The sequence below is a fragment of the Thioalkalivibrio sp. ALE28 genome (assembly GCF_000377425.1).
Classification (GTDB): Bacteria; Pseudomonadota; Gammaproteobacteria; order Ectothiorhodospirales; family Ectothiorhodospiraceae; genus Thioalkalivibrio.
Genome location: NZ_KB898095.1, coordinates 100,126 through 116,206, shown reverse-complemented (window position 1 = coordinate 116,206; position 16,081 = coordinate 100,126). Strand labels below are relative to the sequence as shown.

At 68.6% G+C, this 16,081-nt stretch carries 15 protein-coding genes and 1 pseudogene; 5 read left to right on the top strand and 11 right to left on the bottom strand.

Features of this window, described 5'->3' with window-relative positions:
• Window positions 1–52: 52 nt before the first annotated feature.
• Together D105_RS14100 and D105_RS0104480 are read left to right on the top strand one after the other, a co-directional pair.
• Window positions 53–250: pseudogene (locus D105_RS14100) on the top strand (VOC family protein); the annotation flags it as partial.
• Between the two features lies 1 nt (window position 251).
• Window positions 252–716 (top strand): SRPBCC family protein, encoded by a 465-nt coding sequence (locus D105_RS0104480; RefSeq protein WP_018877626.1) that lies wholly within the window; start codon window positions 252–254, stop codon window positions 714–716.
• A gap of 23 nt (window positions 717–739) precedes the next feature.
• On the opposite strand, the gene D105_RS0104475 is transcribed toward D105_RS0104480, so the two are convergent.
• The 5 genes from D105_RS0104475 to D105_RS15030 all read right to left on the bottom strand — a co-directional run bounded on the left by D105_RS0104475 (window position 740) and on the right by D105_RS15030 (window position 5,105).
• The gene (locus D105_RS0104475; RefSeq protein ID WP_018877625.1) at window positions 740–1,213 is read right to left on the bottom strand and encodes an SgcJ/EcaC family oxidoreductase; all 474 of its coding nucleotides are present in this window, start codon (window positions 1,211–1,213) and stop codon (window positions 740–742) included.
• Between the two features lie 101 nt (window positions 1,214–1,314).
• Window positions 1,315–2,847, bottom strand: a complete 1,533-nt coding sequence (locus tag D105_RS0104470; protein ID WP_018877624.1) for an L-lactate permease — start codon at window positions 2,845–2,847, stop codon at window positions 1,315–1,317.
• Window positions 2,848–3,221: 374 nt separating this feature from the next.
• A complete protein-coding gene (locus D105_RS0104465; protein ID WP_018866076.1) occupies window positions 3,222–3,575 on the bottom strand; it encodes a hypothetical protein in 354 nt (117 codons plus the stop codon).
• Between the two features lie 639 nt (window positions 3,576–4,214).
• Window positions 4,215–4,871, bottom strand: a complete 657-nt coding sequence (locus D105_RS0104460; protein WP_018877623.1) for an MOSC domain-containing protein — start codon at window positions 4,869–4,871, stop codon at window positions 4,215–4,217.
• Window positions 4,872–4,943: 72 nt separating this feature from the next.
• Entirely contained in the window at window positions 4,944–5,105 is a 162-nt protein-coding gene (locus D105_RS15030) for a hypothetical protein (RefSeq protein ID WP_155985231.1), read from the bottom strand.
• A 119-nt stretch (window positions 5,106–5,224) separates the two neighbouring features.
• Here D105_RS15030 and D105_RS0104450 point away from each other — a divergent pair, with 119 nt between their 5' ends.
• Entirely contained in the window at window positions 5,225–6,352 is a 1,128-nt protein-coding gene (locus tag D105_RS0104450; protein WP_018877622.1) for a site-2 protease family protein, read from the top strand.
• Between the two features lie 147 nt (window positions 6,353–6,499).
• Here D105_RS0104450 and D105_RS0104445 read toward each other — a convergent pair whose 3' ends face one another.
• Window positions 6,500–7,567, bottom strand: coding sequence for a triacylglycerol lipase (locus tag D105_RS0104445; protein ID WP_018877621.1), 1,068 nt, complete (start codon window positions 7,565–7,567; stop codon window positions 6,500–6,502).
• A 112-nt stretch (window positions 7,568–7,679) separates the two neighbouring features.
• Between D105_RS0104445 and D105_RS0104440 the strand changes: the two genes are divergently transcribed.
• On the top strand, window positions 7,680–8,375 hold the full coding sequence (locus tag D105_RS0104440) for a DUF4197 domain-containing protein (RefSeq protein ID WP_018866081.1): 696 nt from the start codon (window positions 7,680–7,682) through the stop codon (window positions 8,373–8,375).
• On the opposite strand, the gene D105_RS0104435 is transcribed toward D105_RS0104440, so the two are convergent.
• The 4 genes from D105_RS0104435 to D105_RS0104420 all read right to left on the bottom strand — a co-directional run bounded on the left by D105_RS0104435 (window position 8,369) and on the right by D105_RS0104420 (window position 13,263).
• The gene (locus tag D105_RS0104435) at window positions 8,369–9,598 is read right to left on the bottom strand and encodes a bifunctional diguanylate cyclase/phosphodiesterase (protein ID WP_018877620.1); all 1,230 of its coding nucleotides are present in this window, start codon (window positions 9,596–9,598) and stop codon (window positions 8,369–8,371) included. The two genes, D105_RS0104440 and D105_RS0104435, sit on opposite strands and share 7 nt — an antisense overlap.
• A gap of 402 nt (window positions 9,599–10,000) precedes the next feature.
• The gene (locus D105_RS0104430; RefSeq protein ID WP_018877619.1) at window positions 10,001–10,948 is read right to left on the bottom strand and encodes a hypothetical protein; all 948 of its coding nucleotides are present in this window, start codon (window positions 10,946–10,948) and stop codon (window positions 10,001–10,003) included.
• Between the two features lie 19 nt (window positions 10,949–10,967).
• The gene (locus tag D105_RS0104425; RefSeq protein WP_018866084.1) at window positions 10,968–12,110 is read right to left on the bottom strand and encodes a hypothetical protein; all 1,143 of its coding nucleotides are present in this window, start codon (window positions 12,108–12,110) and stop codon (window positions 10,968–10,970) included.
• Between the two features lie 148 nt (window positions 12,111–12,258).
• On the bottom strand, window positions 12,259–13,263 hold the full coding sequence (locus D105_RS0104420) for a TIGR00341 family protein (protein WP_018877618.1): 1,005 nt from the start codon (window positions 13,261–13,263) through the stop codon (window positions 12,259–12,261).
• A 143-nt stretch (window positions 13,264–13,406) separates the two neighbouring features.
• Between D105_RS0104420 and D105_RS0104415 the strand changes: the two genes are divergently transcribed.
• The gene (locus tag D105_RS0104415; protein WP_018876348.1) at window positions 13,407–14,669 is read left to right on the top strand and encodes an HD-GYP domain-containing protein; all 1,263 of its coding nucleotides are present in this window, start codon (window positions 13,407–13,409) and stop codon (window positions 14,667–14,669) included.
• Between the two features lie 34 nt (window positions 14,670–14,703).
• Here the strand turns inward: D105_RS0104415 and D105_RS0104410 are convergent, their stop codons facing one another.
• Window positions 14,704–16,008, bottom strand: a complete 1,305-nt coding sequence (locus D105_RS0104410) for a PAS domain S-box protein (protein WP_018877617.1) — start codon at window positions 16,006–16,008, stop codon at window positions 14,704–14,706.
• Window positions 16,009–16,081: the final 73 nt, after the last annotated feature.

The following is a 16,081-nucleotide window of genomic DNA, read 5'->3' as shown; positions in this document are numbered from 1 at the left end:
GCGCGCCTGCGTGTCCTCCCGCTGCGCTGCGCAAGCGTGAACCTCGGGGCGGACGGCCGATGGCGGGCAGGCGGTGGAATGCGGCTGGCTGAAGGACAAGTTCGGCCTGTCCTGGCAGATCGTGCCCGCGGTGCTGGACGAGCTGATGCAGCCGGGTGACCCCGAGGCGCTGGCCCGGGTCACGCAGGCATTCCTGCAGATGAAGAAGTTCGACATCGCGGCGCTCGTTCGCGCGTACGAAGGTCGGTGACGTGGACGTCCGCGGGCCGCACCTGGCCGAGGTGGTCCATCTGACGACCTCGATCGCGCGAGCGCCCGAGGACGTGTACGCCTTCGCGTGCGACCCGAGAAACCTGCCGCTATGGGCGGCGGGGCTGGCGCGTTCAAGCGTGCGGCAGGCGGGGGATGCGTGGGTCGTCGACGGCCCCGTGGGCACGGTCACGCTGCGGTTTGCCCCGGCCAACCCGTTCGGGGTGCTGGATCATGAGGTCGAGCTGCCCACCGGCGCGGTGATCCACAACCCCATGCGCGTGCTGCCGAACGGAGCGGGCAGCGAGTTCGTGTTCAGCCTGTTCCGCCAGCCGGGGACGACGGACGAGCAGTTCCGGGCCGATCGCCGCGCGGTGGAAGACGATCTGAAATGTCTGAAGCGGTTGCTGGAAGAGCGCCGGGATCCCCCTGGCCGGGATGTACCCGGTGAGCACGCCAGCCGTTGAGGCGTTCGCGACCGGGGCCCGGTCTACCGGTGCACCGCGGTGTTCTGGCCGAACCGGATCTGCCAGCCGTGGTGTTCGTCGTGTTCGAGCAGGAAGCTCATGCGGGTGTGCAGTTCCCCGTCGCCGTGGTCCGGCAGGCCCTCGGGCATGGATTCGATACCGGAGACCCGGAACCGGGCCTCGGCGAAGGCGGTGTCTTCACTCAGCAGGGTGATGTCCTGGACGTCCACATCCAGGGAGGTGCCGACAAAGGGGCCCTGCAGAAGCTCCGTATGCCGCCGGGCATTGCCGGCGCGGTTCTCGAAGCGCGTGCCGACCAGATTGACCACTCCAGAATCCTCCGCATAGTCGCGCGCCCAGGCCTCGCCGTCCCCGGCCTCCCAGGCGGCCGCCTTGGCCTCCAGGATCTGCTGGATCGTGTCCTCGGCTGCCCAGGCAGGGGATGCCATTACGGCGGCGAGTGGCAGGGCGGCGAGAAGAAGCGGCTTGGCGAACATGCGATCTCCGGGGTGTGGGGTTCCGCCCCCCGGTGTACAGGAGTGTGGCCGGCGACGCCAGCCCCGAGCCACGGGGCCACGGCGCAGGCGCCGGACGGGCGCTACCAGGCGAGGGCGAGCAGGCCCGCGCCGACGCACACCACGATGACCGGGACGATGGTCTCGCGGATCACCTGACCCTCGCGGGCCTGCAGCCCGGCGGCCCCGGCCGCCATGGCGATGTTGTGCAGCGAGATCATGTTGCCCACCCCGGCACCGATCAGTTGCAGAGCCAGCACGGTCGGAATCGCCATGCCCAGGGCGTCGGCGGTATCGGCCTGGAGTTGCGCGAACAACAGGTTGGAGACGGTGGCGCTGCCGGTCATGAACGAGCCCAGGGCGCCGATAAAGGCGCTGAACATCACGAATGTGCCGCCCAGGATCTCCGCCAGCCCCTGGCCCAGGACCTGTGGCATCGACGGCAGGCCGGCCGCGTTGTGGCCGGAGGTCAGCAGGAGCTGGGTGAGGGCGATGATAAAGGCCAGCACGATCGCGGCGACGCGCAGCTTGGTCCAGGTGGCGGCGACGGCCTGGGCCAGCGTGGGGCGGCTCACGCGGAACAGCACCAGGGCGGTGAGCAGGGCAAGACCAAAGTAGAAATACGGGGTGTACAGCGGGGTCAGGCTCTGGCCGAGTTCGATCTCCCGAAACGCCCCGGGCGACCAGCGCACGGACTGCAGGGCCTCGCGCAGGGGCATGATGGTCCGCGACGCGATCAGGGCAACGGCCATTACCGCGAAGGGGACGAAGGCCAGCAGGACGCGTCCGACCGGGGCCTGCTCGACTTCCTCCCGTCGCTCGTGGCCGGGCAGCAGGAAGCCGCGGTGGGCCGCCAGGGCGATGATCGCCATGGCCGCCACGCCCCCGATGATGGACGGCAGCTCAGGCCCCACCAGCCAGGCAACCAGCAGGTACGGGATGCCGAAGGCCAGGGCCGACAGAACGGCGAACGGCACGAATGCGCGGAAGCGCCCGCGTTCCTCGCCCAGGGTGGCGACCCAGACCATGAACAGCGTGACAAACGGCGCCAGAGCGGTGTGGATCACGGCCGTCTGCAGCACCGCGGAGCGGGTGGTTTCCGCATCCAGGCCGAGGCCGGCGAAGCCGATGATCACGGGGGTGCCGGCCGCACCGAAAGGGACGGCGGTGCTGTTGCCGATCAGGGCGATGGCGACGGCCTTTAGCGGCCGCATCCCGAAGTAGACCAGTAGCGGGGCGGCCAGCACCGCGGGGGTGCCAAAACCGGCGATGCCCTCGACGAAGCTGACCAGCCCCCAGCCGAGGAGCATGGCCAGTACCCGGTGGTCGCGCGAGACGCTGGCGATCACCGACTGGATCGCGCTCATGTGCCCCGTACCGATCATCACGTTCAGCACCAGCAGCGCCAATACGATGATCAGCAGGACCTCCACGAACACGACCGCGGCGTCCAGCAGACTGGCCACCAGCACGGGGCCCGATACCCCCCAGACCAGGACGGCCAGCACGAGTGTGGCGAGATAGGCGAGCGGCGCGGCCTCGAAGGCCGGGCGGCGCAACGGCACCAGCCATGCGAACAGCAGCAGGAAGGGCACCAGCGTAAGCCAGAACAGCACGATCGCTTCTCCCGCGCGACGCGAATGGGATCATGCTACCCCGTCGCCGAGCGCGCATACACATCGGTGCGGTCGGATCGCTATAGAACAGGCACGCGAACCTGCACAGACAAAGGGATATCCGTCATCGGTCACACCGCTTGGAGAACCGGTGGAAATCGTTCGGAGGGGATGCGAGGGGGCGGAGGAAGGTGTTCGGCTCCGGGCCACCAGGACTTGCGTCGGCTCGGGAAAGCCCATGGCGCGTGCCATGGGCAGGAAGGTTCAGGGGGTAAAGGGGATACCCCCGCTGGTTCGATGACCCCGGGCATCGCTCCCCGGGGAGCAGGCAGTACAGGCCGGCCGAAGGGGCCGGCCTGTCGACGGACCTGGTTTCAGTCTTCTTCCTCCTCGGTGTCATTCCCCAGGTCGATGCCACCTTCGGCTTCGGCATCGGTTTCGGCTTCGGCGCCGTCATCACCCATCCGGGTGTCCGCGCCGGCACCTGCGCCCATACCGCCTTCGGCACCCGGGGCCCGACCGTCACCGGTCGCACCGCCGGCCGCGCCACCGGAGGCCTCGGACCCCCGTTCGGAGCCGCCGGCCATTCCGCCACTGGCCTCGGCTCCGGTTTCGGCCGCTCCTTCTGCCGACCCGCCAAGGTCTTGGGCCTGGGCGGCGCCCACGGCGCCGACGGTGAACAGCGAACTCAGTGCGATGGCAATGGCTGTCTTGCGAACGTTCCACATAGTTTTGCTCCTGCGATTTGAACAAAGCACCGCCGGGGTGGCGCCCTGCGGGGGTGCGCCCCGGCTGTGTGCAACCCATGGATAGCGTGGCCGGAAATCGCGTTAAAGCCTGTGCGTCAGGAGTTGACCGCCAGTTCACAGACGTAGGCGGCGCGTTGTGGAGTGGTTCGCGTGCGCACCGGCACGAGCTCTCCGGATTGGCCACGCGATTCGGCCAGTCGCGCAAGTCGGCGATGCGTCGAGCGCAGTGCACAGGGAGCATGTGAGCGGTGAGGGTTGCGCTGTTCTACCCGGGGGATGGCTTGTCGGCAAGTCGGCGGTGGGCGCTGGGGCCTGCCAGGGAAACACCGATCCACGTACACGCTCGCGCTCGAGTCGCTTTTGCGTGCGTTTAATGCGCGGTGACTGCCGTGCAGTCATTCTGCACAAGGGAACCGCAACGCCGTGCGCGCGTGCATTTTTGATCAACAACGGGCGGCCGGGCCCCTTCGTTGATTAAGTTGTGGGGTTGGTGCCCCGGGTTCCCCGATCCTGCGTTGCGCCTCGAATCAATTAGAAACGGGCGGGTAGAACCACTACCCGCGGCATGCCGCGCCTTGCATCGGAAAACCTGGGGGCCAACGCGAGCGTGCAGATTGATCAGTGTTTGCCAAGGCCGCGCAGCTTTCTTCGGGCCTTATCGCGCCAGTTGGCGGCCAGGGCCTCGCAGTCCGCGAGCTGCTCCAGGGGCGTGCGCTGGTTGTGCTGGTAGACCGCCGCCATGGCGGCGGCGATGCTGAGGGTGTCGGGCAGGCGTTCAAGCCGTTCGATGGTGTCGCCCACGCCGAGGGTGCCCGGTTGCAGCACGCGGTAGAACCAGCCACAGCGGCCGGTGTCCTGGACCTCGCGGGCCAGGCCCGGGATGTCGAAGCGTACGTCGAGTTTCCAGCACGGCGTACGGGGCTGGCTGACCTGCACCCGGGCGGAACCGATGCGGTAGATATCGCCGATGTGGACGTTGCGCTCGTCCATGCCGTGGCTGGCGAGGTTCTCGCCAAAGCCGGAGGCGACGAAGCGGGCGGCGTGAGCCGGGTACTGCGCCTGCCAACCGTCGTACCGGTCCAGGCTGTAATGGAGCAGGGCGCGTTCCGGTCCGCCGTGGTTGTCCGGGTCCGCCTGCTCGTCACCGTCCAGGCCCAGGGGCCCCACCGCGAGCGGGCCGGCCACCGGCTGCTTGTCGATGGCGCTGGCGCGGCCTCGGGCGTAATCCGGGGCCACGCGGCCGGTGTAGAGGCCGATGAGTCGGTTGGCGGTCATACGGGTGCAGTTCCGGGCTTGCGCATGGTCGCGACGATACAACAGGTCCGCGTCTGCGTGACGCCTGTTCGCTCAGCGCCCGGCCAGATAAAGCAGCCGCGCGATGAAGGCGATGCCCAGGATGATCCAGCCGATGGGGTAGGGCAGCACGCCGGAGAAGAACGCGGTCAGGCTGGCGACGAGCAGGGCGCCGATGATAAGCAGGGGGATATCCATGGCATTGAGAGCACTCACGGCGGTGGATGTTCCGCAAGCCCCGTGCCCGCCGACAGCCAAGTGCGCCGCGCCATAATACGGACCACGTCGGTACCGCTGATGGTATCGGAGAGCCTGGCGCCGCAAGGAGTTGCTGCATGTTCAAGACCGTCCTGATCCTTGGCCATATCCGCGGGATTCGTATCCAGCTCCACATCAGCTGGGTATTCATCCTGATCCTGCTGGTGGCCAGCATGAGCACGGGCTTTCACCACCAGTATCCGGAGTGGAGCCTGGCCATGGCGGCCGGCACGGCGCTGGTGACGGCCCTGCTGTTCTTTGCGTCCATCCTGGCCCATGAACTGGGGCACAGCATCGTCGCGCTGCGGCGCGGGGTGCCGGTGGAGTCCATCACGCTGTTCATCTTCGGCGGCGTGGCGCAGATGGAGCGGGATCCGGAGCGGGCCGAGGACGAGTTCTGGATCGCCATTGCCGGGCCGGCGGTAAGCGTGGCGCTGGCGCTCGGTTTCGCCGCGCTCGCGCAGGCCACCGCGGACGGGTACGAGCCGATCCCGGTGGCCCTTGGCTGGCTCGCGCTGATCAACCTGGTCGTGGCGATCTTCAACCTGATCCCCGGGTTTCCGCTGGATGGCGGGCGGGTGTTCCGCGCGGTGATCTGGAAGCTCACGGGTGATGCGCGCCGCGCCATCCAGGCGGCCGTGTGGGGCGGGCGCGTAGTGGCGTTCCTGCTGTTTGGCTTCGCCTTCTGGAACCTGGTGGTGATCGGCAACCTGATCGGTGGGCTGTGGATGATGCTGATCGCCTGGTTCCTGCTGACCATGGCCGAGGGCCAGGGCCGAATGTTCGATATGCGGGAACGCCTGGCCGATGTGCGCGCGCGGGACCTGGCCAGCCCGGATCCGCCCTGCGTGCGCCCGGAGACCACCATCGACGACTGGATTCACCACGATGTGCTGCCGGGCGGGCGCCGGGCCTTTCTGGTGGGTACGCCGGAGCGGGTGCAGGGCCTGGTGAGCCTCAGCGACAGCCGCAAGCTGCCGCGCGAGCAGTGGGCCGCGCGCCGGGTCGACGAGATCATGACCCCGGTGGAGTCGCTGAGCCGGGTGGCGCCAGACACGAAGGCCGAGGCGATCCTGCGCATGATGAGCGAGCGCAACCTCAACCAGATCCCGGTGATGGAGGCCTCCGGGCGCGCGATCGGCTGGATTGAACGCCAGCAACTGCTGCGCACCATCGAGATCCACATGGATCTGCAGCGGCCATAGGCGGGTCGTTCAGGGTGGCGGCGAGCGGGGCTTTTGGGGCGTACGTCGGTCGCGATGCTGGCACAGCCCCGGTTGGTTCCGTCGTTCCGTCGTTGCGCCAGGCATGCACGGGCCGGCCGGGACCGCTCGCGGTTGGCGTGGCTTCGGTCAGTCGTTGGCGGGGCGCGCGCGCCACTGGTCGAGGATGTCGAGGATCGGGTCGATGGCGGGGGGCTCGTCCGTCAGCGGGCCGGGGACCAGCAGCCCCCGGTGCGAGGCCTCAAGAACCAGGGGCTCCGGGTGTCCCTCCAGGCTCAGTGACTCCAGCGGTACGACGCCGTCGCCCAGTTCCTCGTCGGTCTGCTCCCACCATTCGCTGATGCGTCCGGCCACCGGCTCCAGGTCGATCTGCTCGTCCAGCGCGGCGAGGCTCTCGCGCATGGCGGGGGTGGGTTCGGGGAGCTTGCCACCGATGATGCGGACCGGGATCGCCTCGGGCCAGGGACGCGCATTCAGTTCGGCCAGGAAGGGGCTGTCGGGACGCAGGTCGATCTTGGCGGCGCCGGTGCCGTCGCGCAGTCCGGCGAACAGCGAGAAGCGCTGCTCCTGGAGGTCGGCCAGCCACTCGCGCACCTCCAGCCAGACCCGCAGCCGTGCCCATTCGGAGCCGTGGTTGGGGGTGGCGACGAGGATGACACCGGCCACTGGTCGCCCCCCGACCCGGGGCGGCTTGCCCTCGGGGTGCCGGTAGCGCGTCACGAAATCGCGGATCACCAGGCCCCCCATGCTGTGACCGATCAGGATCAGCGGGGCCTCGCCCTCGAGTTGCCCCCAGTGTTCCGCCAGGAGGTCCGTGCTGTGGTCGATGGCCTGGTCGTTGGGGTAGCGGAACTCCCAGCCTTTGAGGCCGGCTTCGTCCAGCGCCGGCGCGAGCGTATCCCAGATATCGCCAGGCTCGTCCAGCCCGTGCAGGAGCAGGACGTCCGGCGGGTGGTCCTCGGCGAAGCGCTCGGATCGGGGAATGAATCCGAGCAGCTCGTCGGGAAGCTCCATGGCCTCCGGAAACCACTCGCTCAGGCGGTCCTGCACCTCCACGCGCAGTTCGCGCTCCTGCTCGGGATTGTGTTCGGCCCAGCCGACCCAGATTGTCAGCGCGAGCAGGGGCAGGCCCACCAGGATCAGGAAGGCCGTGAGGCGCTGGCGGCGCCGGGACGAATCGGGACGGGGGGCGTTCATGTGTTCACCATCGGACAAGCGGGCCTGCGCGGCAAGGGGTGTCGCGGGGTATGGACCGGAGGGTTTTCCACCCTGTGTATCATGACGGGACACCCGTTATGGATCACCTGTTATGCGCCGCGCTTACCTGCTCCCCTGGCTCCTTCTGCCCTTCCTGCTGACGGCCTGCGCGGGACTGGACGTACGCGATTTCGGGCTGGACGGGGGCGGGGGTGATCGAGCCGAAGAGGCGATCCGCGAGGCCCTGCGCGTCGGGACCGAGCGCACGGTGGAGCGCACCGGCCGCGAGGACGGCTACTGGGGGAATGCGCTGATCCGCATCGGCTTGCCACAGGAGCTGGAGCAGGCCGGGGATGTGCTGCGCCGCGTCGGGTTCGCGCGCGAAGTGGAGGACCTGGAGCGGCGCATGAACCGGGCGGCGGAGTCCGCGGCACGGGAGGCGGTGCCGGTGTTTGTCGACGCCATCCGCGGGATGCGTCCCGAAGACGTTCAGGGCGTGCTGCGGGGTGCCGATGATGCCGCCACGCAGTACCTGCGCGGGGCGTCGGAGTCCACCCTGCGCGAGCGCTACATGCCCATTGTCCGGGAGCAGATGGAGCGGGCGGATGTGTATCGCGTGTACCAGCCGCTGCGGGATGCGGCGGGACGCATTCCCGGCCTGGAGGCGCTGGACGTGGATCTGGACCGCTACGTGACCGATCACGCCCTGGACGGGTTGTTCACCATCCTGGCCGATGAGGAGCGCCGTATCCGCGAGGACCCGGCGGCACGCACCACCCAGTTGCTGCGGGAGTACTTCGGTCAGTAGTGGACCGCGTGGAGCCCGCCGGTGCGAGGCGCGTCGGAGAGCAGCAAGGTCGGGATCTCTTTGGCCAGCAGCGGGCGGGCGAAGTAGTAGCCCTGCACGCAGTCGAATCGGAGTTGGCGGCCGATCTCCAGTTGCTCCCGGGTCTCCACCCCTTCGGCGATCGTGCGCAGACCCAGGGAGTCGGCCAGCAGGACGATGCCCCGCGACAGGTCCCGCGCGGAGGGATCCAGGCCCAGCCCGGAGATCAGGTGGCGGTCGATCTTCAGGATGTCGATGGGGAAGCGATTGAGGTAGGCGAGGGACGAATAGCCGGTTCCGAAGTCGTCGATGGCCAGCGGGACACCCAGCGACTTGAACTGGTGCAGGGTGTCGGTGGCATTGTCCATGGCCAGCACGGTTTCCGTCAGTTCGATGTGGAGCAGCTCCGGCGGGAGTTGATGCCGCTCTAGCGCGGCCGCGACGTGGGCCGCCATTTCGGGTCGCACGATGTCGTGTGCCGAGAGATTGATCGCGACGTACCAGGGTGGGTGGCCATGCTTGGTGGCCTGGGCCCTCCATTCAGCGGCCTGGCGGCAGCCCTCGTTCAGCACCCGGTCGCTGATGTCGTGGATCAGCGAGGAGTCCTCCGCTACATCCAGGAAGTCGGCCGGGGCGAGTTCGCCGCGAATGGGGTGCTGCCAGCGGATCAGTGCCTCGACCCCGACGTGGCGTTCCAGCTCCAGGGAGTAGATCGGCTGGTAGCGCAGGAAGAACTCGTTGTGCCGAAGCCCGCGCCGGATATCGAATTCCTGGCGCATCCGCCGCAGCTCCTCGGTAACCGGATGCAGCGCCGGGATGACCAGCCAGGCCATCAGTTGTCCGATGCCGATGAAGAAGCCGGTGCGCGTCAGCCAGCGCTCGGTCTCCTGGGCGGTGCCGGCCGCGACATCCACCGGCGTCAGGGGGCCGGCCAGCACGCCGGCGACCAGGGCCACGACCAGCGCGGTGCTGGCGCCGAAGCGCGCTGCGGCGAACAGGATGGGAACGTAATAGAAATGCGGGACGATACTGTCGGCCCCGCCCGCCGTGTAGACGATCAGCCAGGAAAGGATCAGCCCACCGAGGATCAGCGCACTCGCGGTGACAAACGACATGCCGACCCAGGCGCGCAGGGTCGTGCGGGCGAGGTGGTCGGAATACCGAAGGCCGCCGGCTGAGGGGGGAGCCGATTCGAACCTGGACATCGCGCACTTCCTTTGGCCGATCCCGGGCCGGTTGCTGCAGTGCGGGCCGCCTCATTGCGGGGCGCGGCTCTCGGCCGCGATCCGGAATGTACGAGATTGCGACCTATTTCCCGAGTGTAGTCCATGTGCGGGAAAACGCCGGCCGGGGTCCGCCATGGCCCGGGCCTGTTGCCGGCTGGGTCGCGCGGGGATCCGGGTGTCCGGTGCGGGTCGGCCTCATTGCGGGGCGCGGCTCTCGGCCGCGATCCGGAATGTACGAGATTGCGACCTATTTCCCGAGTGTAGTCCATGTGCGGGAAAACGCCGGCCGGGGTCCGCCATGGCCCGGGCCTGTTGCCGGCTGGGTCGCGCGGGGATCCGGGTGTCCGGTGCGGGTCGGGCGCCCGCACCGGATTTGACGGGCTAGTCGCAGGCGGTGGCGGCGGCCGGGAGGTTGCCGCGCACGCAGGTGCTGATCTCGGGCGGGTTCTCGTTGCTGCGCAGGCGGACGAAGCGGCCGTCGATCTCGCCCGCGGCGTTGGTCGGGTAATGGTCGCCCATGTGCATGCCGGCCCCGTGCAGGACCCAGTAGTTGAGCATGTGCGCCTCGCCGTGGGGCTGTTCCAGGTAGACCAGGGTGGCGCCGTGGGCCATCTCGGTCACGATCAGCCGCCGGATCCGCTCGCCGGCCTCGAATTCGACATAACCCAGCGCATGGCTGCTGACATGGCCGCCGCGCATACCCTGCATCTCGGGGGTGTGATTGGTCTGGATCACGCGGAAGCGCCCGTGGGGCTGGCCGTCCCGCATCTCGCCGTCGAAGCGCATGACCATCTTCATGCTGCTGTCCATGGCGGAGGCGGCGTACAGCCGCCGCGCCTCCTCGATGCTGGAGACGGCCGCCGGTTCCATGGCCTGGTGGTTCTGGTACCAGGTCATCCAGAAGCTGACGGGCCCGTTGTCGACCGCATCCGGGCAGGCGCCGTCGGCATGCAGTTCGAAGCGGTCGAAGCCCAGGTCCACCGAACCGCGTCCCTTGTTGGTGACCAGGGCGCGGGCAAAGATCACCTCGGCCGGCGTTTCGAGGTTGGCCATGGCGCGGTAGCGGTCGTCCCAGGCGCATTGCGTGGCGCCGCGTCCCGGCAGGGCCTGGCGGCTGATCTGCCGCGCCTCGCGCGAGCCGCGTTCGTTGCGATAGGTGTCCAGCAGCGCGCGGGTGCCGGGCTCCAGCAAGGCCGTGTCCACCGCCTGGATGTTGCGGTCGAACTGGCGGTCGGCGCCCGGGGTGGCGTGGGCGGCCGTGGCGGCCAGGCCGAGGGTCAGGGCGAGGCCCAGAGCAAGGAAACGGGTGGGTGTCGGGTGGGTGCGCATCAGTCGGTTCTCCGTGGGTTTACTGCCATTGCAGGTCCATGCGTTGCTGCATGCGGTGCCATTCGGCGGTGATGATGTCGCCCGCCACGCGATGGGCGGCGTCCATGCGCGGGCGCGCCTCGGGGTAGAGGAGCATCACGGCCTCGCTGGCGCGGGCGAAGTCGCGCCGGGTGCGGTAGTGCACCATGGTGTGCACCAGCAGGCTGTCGAGATCGTCGAAGGAGCGGTCGGCGGCCTCGCGGTAGCGCGCCATGCGCTCCGGGGTCAGTTCGAGCTGGCGGTGGGTCTGCGACAAGCCGTCGAACAGGGCGAAGAAGCCCATCCCCAGATCGGCCCCCTGGCGCAGGGCGTGATCGCCCAGCTGGCGCTGCAGGACCTCGCCGGCGCCGAAAAGGCCGGCATTGCCATCGCGCGCCAGCAGGCCAAAGAGGCTGCCGGTGGCACTGGCCGGGGCGCCACGGGGCCGGGAGAGTTCGCGGATCTCGCGGTCCAGGCGCTGATGCCCCGCGTCCAGCAGGAGTTCGAGCGCCGGGGCGGTGTCGTCACCCAGCGCACGCAGGACGTCCTGGCGCTGTCCGTGTGGCAGGCGCTCGAGATCCCGTAAGACCCCGGCGACATCCCGCGATCCGATCTGCAGGCGTTCGAGCTCGCCGCGCACGGCGGCTTCCGGGTCCTCCAGCACGCGCGCGAGCTGGCGCACCTGGTGCCCGGCATGCTCGCCGACCAGTCCGTGCCGGCCCAGCTCTCCGAGGATCGCGGTGACCTGTTCCAGTCCGCCGGCGGGGGTGCGGCCGGGCTCGGTGGCGGCGACCAGGGCGCTGCCGAAATCCATTGCGGGGACACCGGCGGTGCGGCTGGCATGATCGAGCAGGCCGCTCATGCGATGCGTCTGCTGCGCGCCATAGGCCATTGCGGCGGTCTGCAGCAGCCGCCCGGCGAGACCCGCGATGTCGCGGGAGGATTCGCCCACGGCCTCGTCGACCCAGCCGGCGAGATCCCCCTGCGCCGTATAGGGCGAGAGATAGGCCCCCCGATTGTCGGGCAGCGGCTCCGGGGCCACGGAGGCCACGGCGGGCAGGCAAAGCAGGCCCCCCAGTCCGAGCAGAGCGGGGCGAAGCCAGGGGCCGAGTCTGGCGATCAAGCCGGGCATGCGCAGGGGCATGGGGCGGGTTCCTCCCTGTCGGGTGGTCGCGGCCCATTCGGATCCATTCCGGTATGTTCGCCACCGATCCTGAAGGATCGCCACCCAGTCGTGAGATTAGGCGAAGCGGTGGACGGGGTCAAAGCCGCGCGTGGCGCCGGGGGCGAGACTACAGCGTGACGTCCGCCTCGAGGATCAGAAAGACCAGCAGGGCGAGGGTGATGGCCCATAGCAGGAGGTAGCCCGCCATGCTTTGCGCGGCGGCTGCCTGCTGCGCCTGGCCGCGCGGGCGTACGCCCTGGTAGAGGAAGACGAGCTTGGCCGAGAGGTTTACGCAGACTACGTTCACCGCGAGCAGCAGGGCCGCCATGTACGCGGCGGAGAATTCGCCGGAGCCGAGCATGATCCCGACGGTCGCGGCCGGCGGGAGCAGGGCCACGGCGACCATCACGCCGACCAGCACCGTGGGCAGGCCGGTGGTCAGCGACAACACGGCCGCGGCACCGGAGGCCAGGGCCAGCGCGACCGAATCCAGTCCGACCTCGGTGCGCATCTGCAGCTCGCGGGCACCCACATCCACCGACATGACCGTGGCGAGCAGCATCCCGATCAGGATGGCACCCCCCAGGCCCACCGCGTTCGTGCGCAGGGAGCGGCCGATCAACCGGGTGTCCGCCATGGAGGTGCCCAGCGCCAGCGCCAGGTTGGGCCCCAGCAGGGGCGCAATGACCATGGCGCCGATGACCACGGCCACGTTGTTCTCCAGCAGGCCGATCGCGGCCACGATGGTGGACAGCACGGTCAGCAGCAGGAACTGGCCGGTGAGATCCGCCCCGCCGGTGACGTTGGTGTAGAGCTCCTCGCGTGACACGGCGCGGGCCTTCTTGCCGGCCGCCTCCTTGTCGGCCTCTTTCGGCTCCTGAAAGGGGTCCGGCAGTACGGCCTCGACCGGCAGCACCAGGATACGCGCGGTCTCGGACGCGCCGAGTACACGGTAGAGGTCGTCCATCAGGCGTTGGCGGTACTCGGTGCTGACCAGCATGTGCACCGCCATGCGGTCGCGGTTCTCGTCCACGCCGTGCCACAGCACGTCGATCGCGAGCCCCTCGGCGATGCCCAGCACGGTGTCCAGGTGCCCGGCGGGTCCCACGACCTCGATGATCTTGCTGCTCATGAACGTCCTCCCCGTGGAATTCCGGGATGGTAGCAGGGCCTCCCGTTAGGTGCCGTTAGCCGCGATTTGTGGCCATCCCGTGGCCGCAGCATACTCCGCGGCCACGGGGCACCCCGCCCTTTCTTGACGATCCCGGGACCCGAATGCTGAAGAAGATCAAGGTGGAGCACGTCGTTTGCGGGATGTTCATCCGCGAGTTGTGCGGGTCGTGGATGGAGCATCCCTTCTGGCGTACGCGCTTCCTGCTGGATGACCCGAAGGATCTGGCGAGCCTGCGGGACAGCAGTATCCGCGAGGTGTGGATCGACACCTCCAGGGGGCGCGACACGGAGGCCGTGGAGGCCGTTGTGACGCCGGAGGAGCGCGACGCCGCGGTGCCGGCGCCGTTGCAGTTCATCCCGGATACGGGGCGCGACCGGGAGCCCGCCTCGACCCGGGAGGAGCTGGAGCGGGCGGCCACCATCTGCCGGAAGTCGCGCCAGGCCATGACGTCGATCTTCGGCGAGGCGCGGATGGGCCGCGCGGTGGATACCGAACTGGCGCGCAAGGTGGTCGAGGAGATCACCGATTCGGTCACCCGCAACTCCCGCGCGCTGGTCAGCCTGGCGCGATTGAAGAACGCGGACGACTACACCTACATGCACTCGGTGGCGGTTTGTGCATTGATGGTTGCGCTGGGGCGTGAACTGGGGCTGGAGGACGAGGCCCTGCTGGCGGCCGGCGAGGCGGGATTGATGCACGACATCGGCAAGGCCGCGATGCCGCTGGAGGTGCTGAACAAGCCGGGCAAGCTGACCGCGGAGGAGTTCGCCGTGATGAAACGCCATCCGGCGGAGGGGCACCGAATCCTGCAGGCGTCCGCGGACGCGCTTGATCCGGTGACCCTGGACGTCTGCCTGCATCACCACGAGAAGATGGACGGCTCGGGATATCCCGAGGGGCTGACCGGCGAGCAGATCACCCTGCACGCGAAGATGGGCGCGGTCTGCGATGTCTACGACGCGATCACCTCGAACCGGCCGTACAAGGCGGGCTGGGATCCGGGCGAATCCATTCGCAAGATGGCCGAGTGGGCGGACGGCCACTTCGATCCCCGGGTGTTCCAGGCCTTCGTGAAGAGCCTGGGGATCTACCCCGTGGGCTCGCTCGTACGCCTGGAATCCGGCCGCATCGGGGTGGTCGTCGACCAGTCGTCCGGCTCCCTGCTCAAGCCGGTCGTGAAGATCTTCTACTCCACCAGCTCGGGCTGCCGGATCCCCCCGAAGATCGTGGATCTGTCCGCGCCGCACCAGCAGGAGGCCATTGCTGCGCGCGAGGATCCGGCCGCATGGCCGTTCCCCGATCTCGATGAACTCTGGTCGGGCCTGCCACAGGAGCGGCAGACCCGCGACCGCCGCGAGGCGTAGCCAGGCGTAGACCGCTCGCGGACCCGTAAGACGGTTAGTGCCCGTCGCGGGGGATGGAGGCGACGGATTCGACCACGAGATTCGCGCCGTCGTGGATCTCGTCGACGATGCCCTGCACGGTCTGCACCTGGGCGTCGGCCTGTTCGGCGATCTCGCGCACGGTCTCGATGCGTTCACCGATCTCGCGGGTGCGTTCCAGGTTGCCGTTGATCACCTCGGCGATGCGGGTGGTGGCCTCACTGGTGTTGGCGGCGAGCTTGCGCACCTCCTGGGCGACCACGGCAAAGCCGCGCCCCTGTTCGCCGGCACGGGCGGCCTCGATGGCGGCGTTCAGCGACAGCATCCGGGTGGTTTCGGCCACCGTGCGGATGGTCTCGATGATGGATTCGATGTTGCGGGCCTCGGCGTTCAGGCGTTCCACGGCCTCCTGGGTGCCGCTGACCTCGCTGCGGATCTGCTCGGTATGGCGGGCGTTCTGTTGCAGCGAATCCGCGCCGCGGCGGGCATGTTCCGCGGTCTTCTGCGCCATCTCGTGGGCGACGGCCGTCGCTTCGCGGGTGCGTTCGGCGGTATGCACGCTGGCGGTGATGTCCGTGGCGAACTTGATCACCTTCTCGACCCGTCCGTGTTCATCAAGGATCGGGTTGTAGGTAGCCTCCAGCCACAGCCCCTCACCGGATGCCGTGAGCCGGCGGAACTTGCCGCTCATCAACTGCCCGTGCGCCAGGCGCTCCCAGAAGTCCGGATGATCGCGGTAGAAGGCTTCGTCACAGAACATGCGGTGGTGCTGGCCGCGGATCGCGTCGAGATCGTAGCCCACGGCCCTGAGGAAGTTGTCGTTCGCCTTGAGGATCACGCCGTCCGGGGTGAATTCGATGACGGCCATGGACCGGTCCAGCGCGGTAAACACCGCAGCCTGGTCGCGCAGTTGAGCCTGCCGCTCGGTCACGTCGTAGGCCAGTTTCGCCACCTTCTCCAGCCGCCCATGGGCGTCGCGCACGGGAAAGTAGGTGGCCTCGAGCCAGAGGGTTTCGCCCGAGCGTGTCACCCGGGGGAAGGTGCCGGCGCGCGATTCCCCGGCCGCCAGGCGGCGCCAGAAGTCGCGGTACTCCAGCGAACGGGCGTATTCCGGGCTGCAGAACATCCGGTGGTGCTGCCCGATCACGTCCTCGCGGTTGTGGCCCACGGCCTGGAGGAAACGCTCGTTGGCGTCGAGGATCTGGCCGCGCGGGGTGAATTCGATGTAGGCGACCGCCTCGCGAATCGCCTCGAGCACGGGGTTGGCGGGCGCGTCGGAAGCGGCTGCGGCGTCGGCTCGGGACGGGAAGATGGATGTCATGGTGGACTCCGGACAGTGAGGGAACGACCTGTGTCGTTGAAAACACTGTACAGGGAGTGTACAAGAAAAGTAC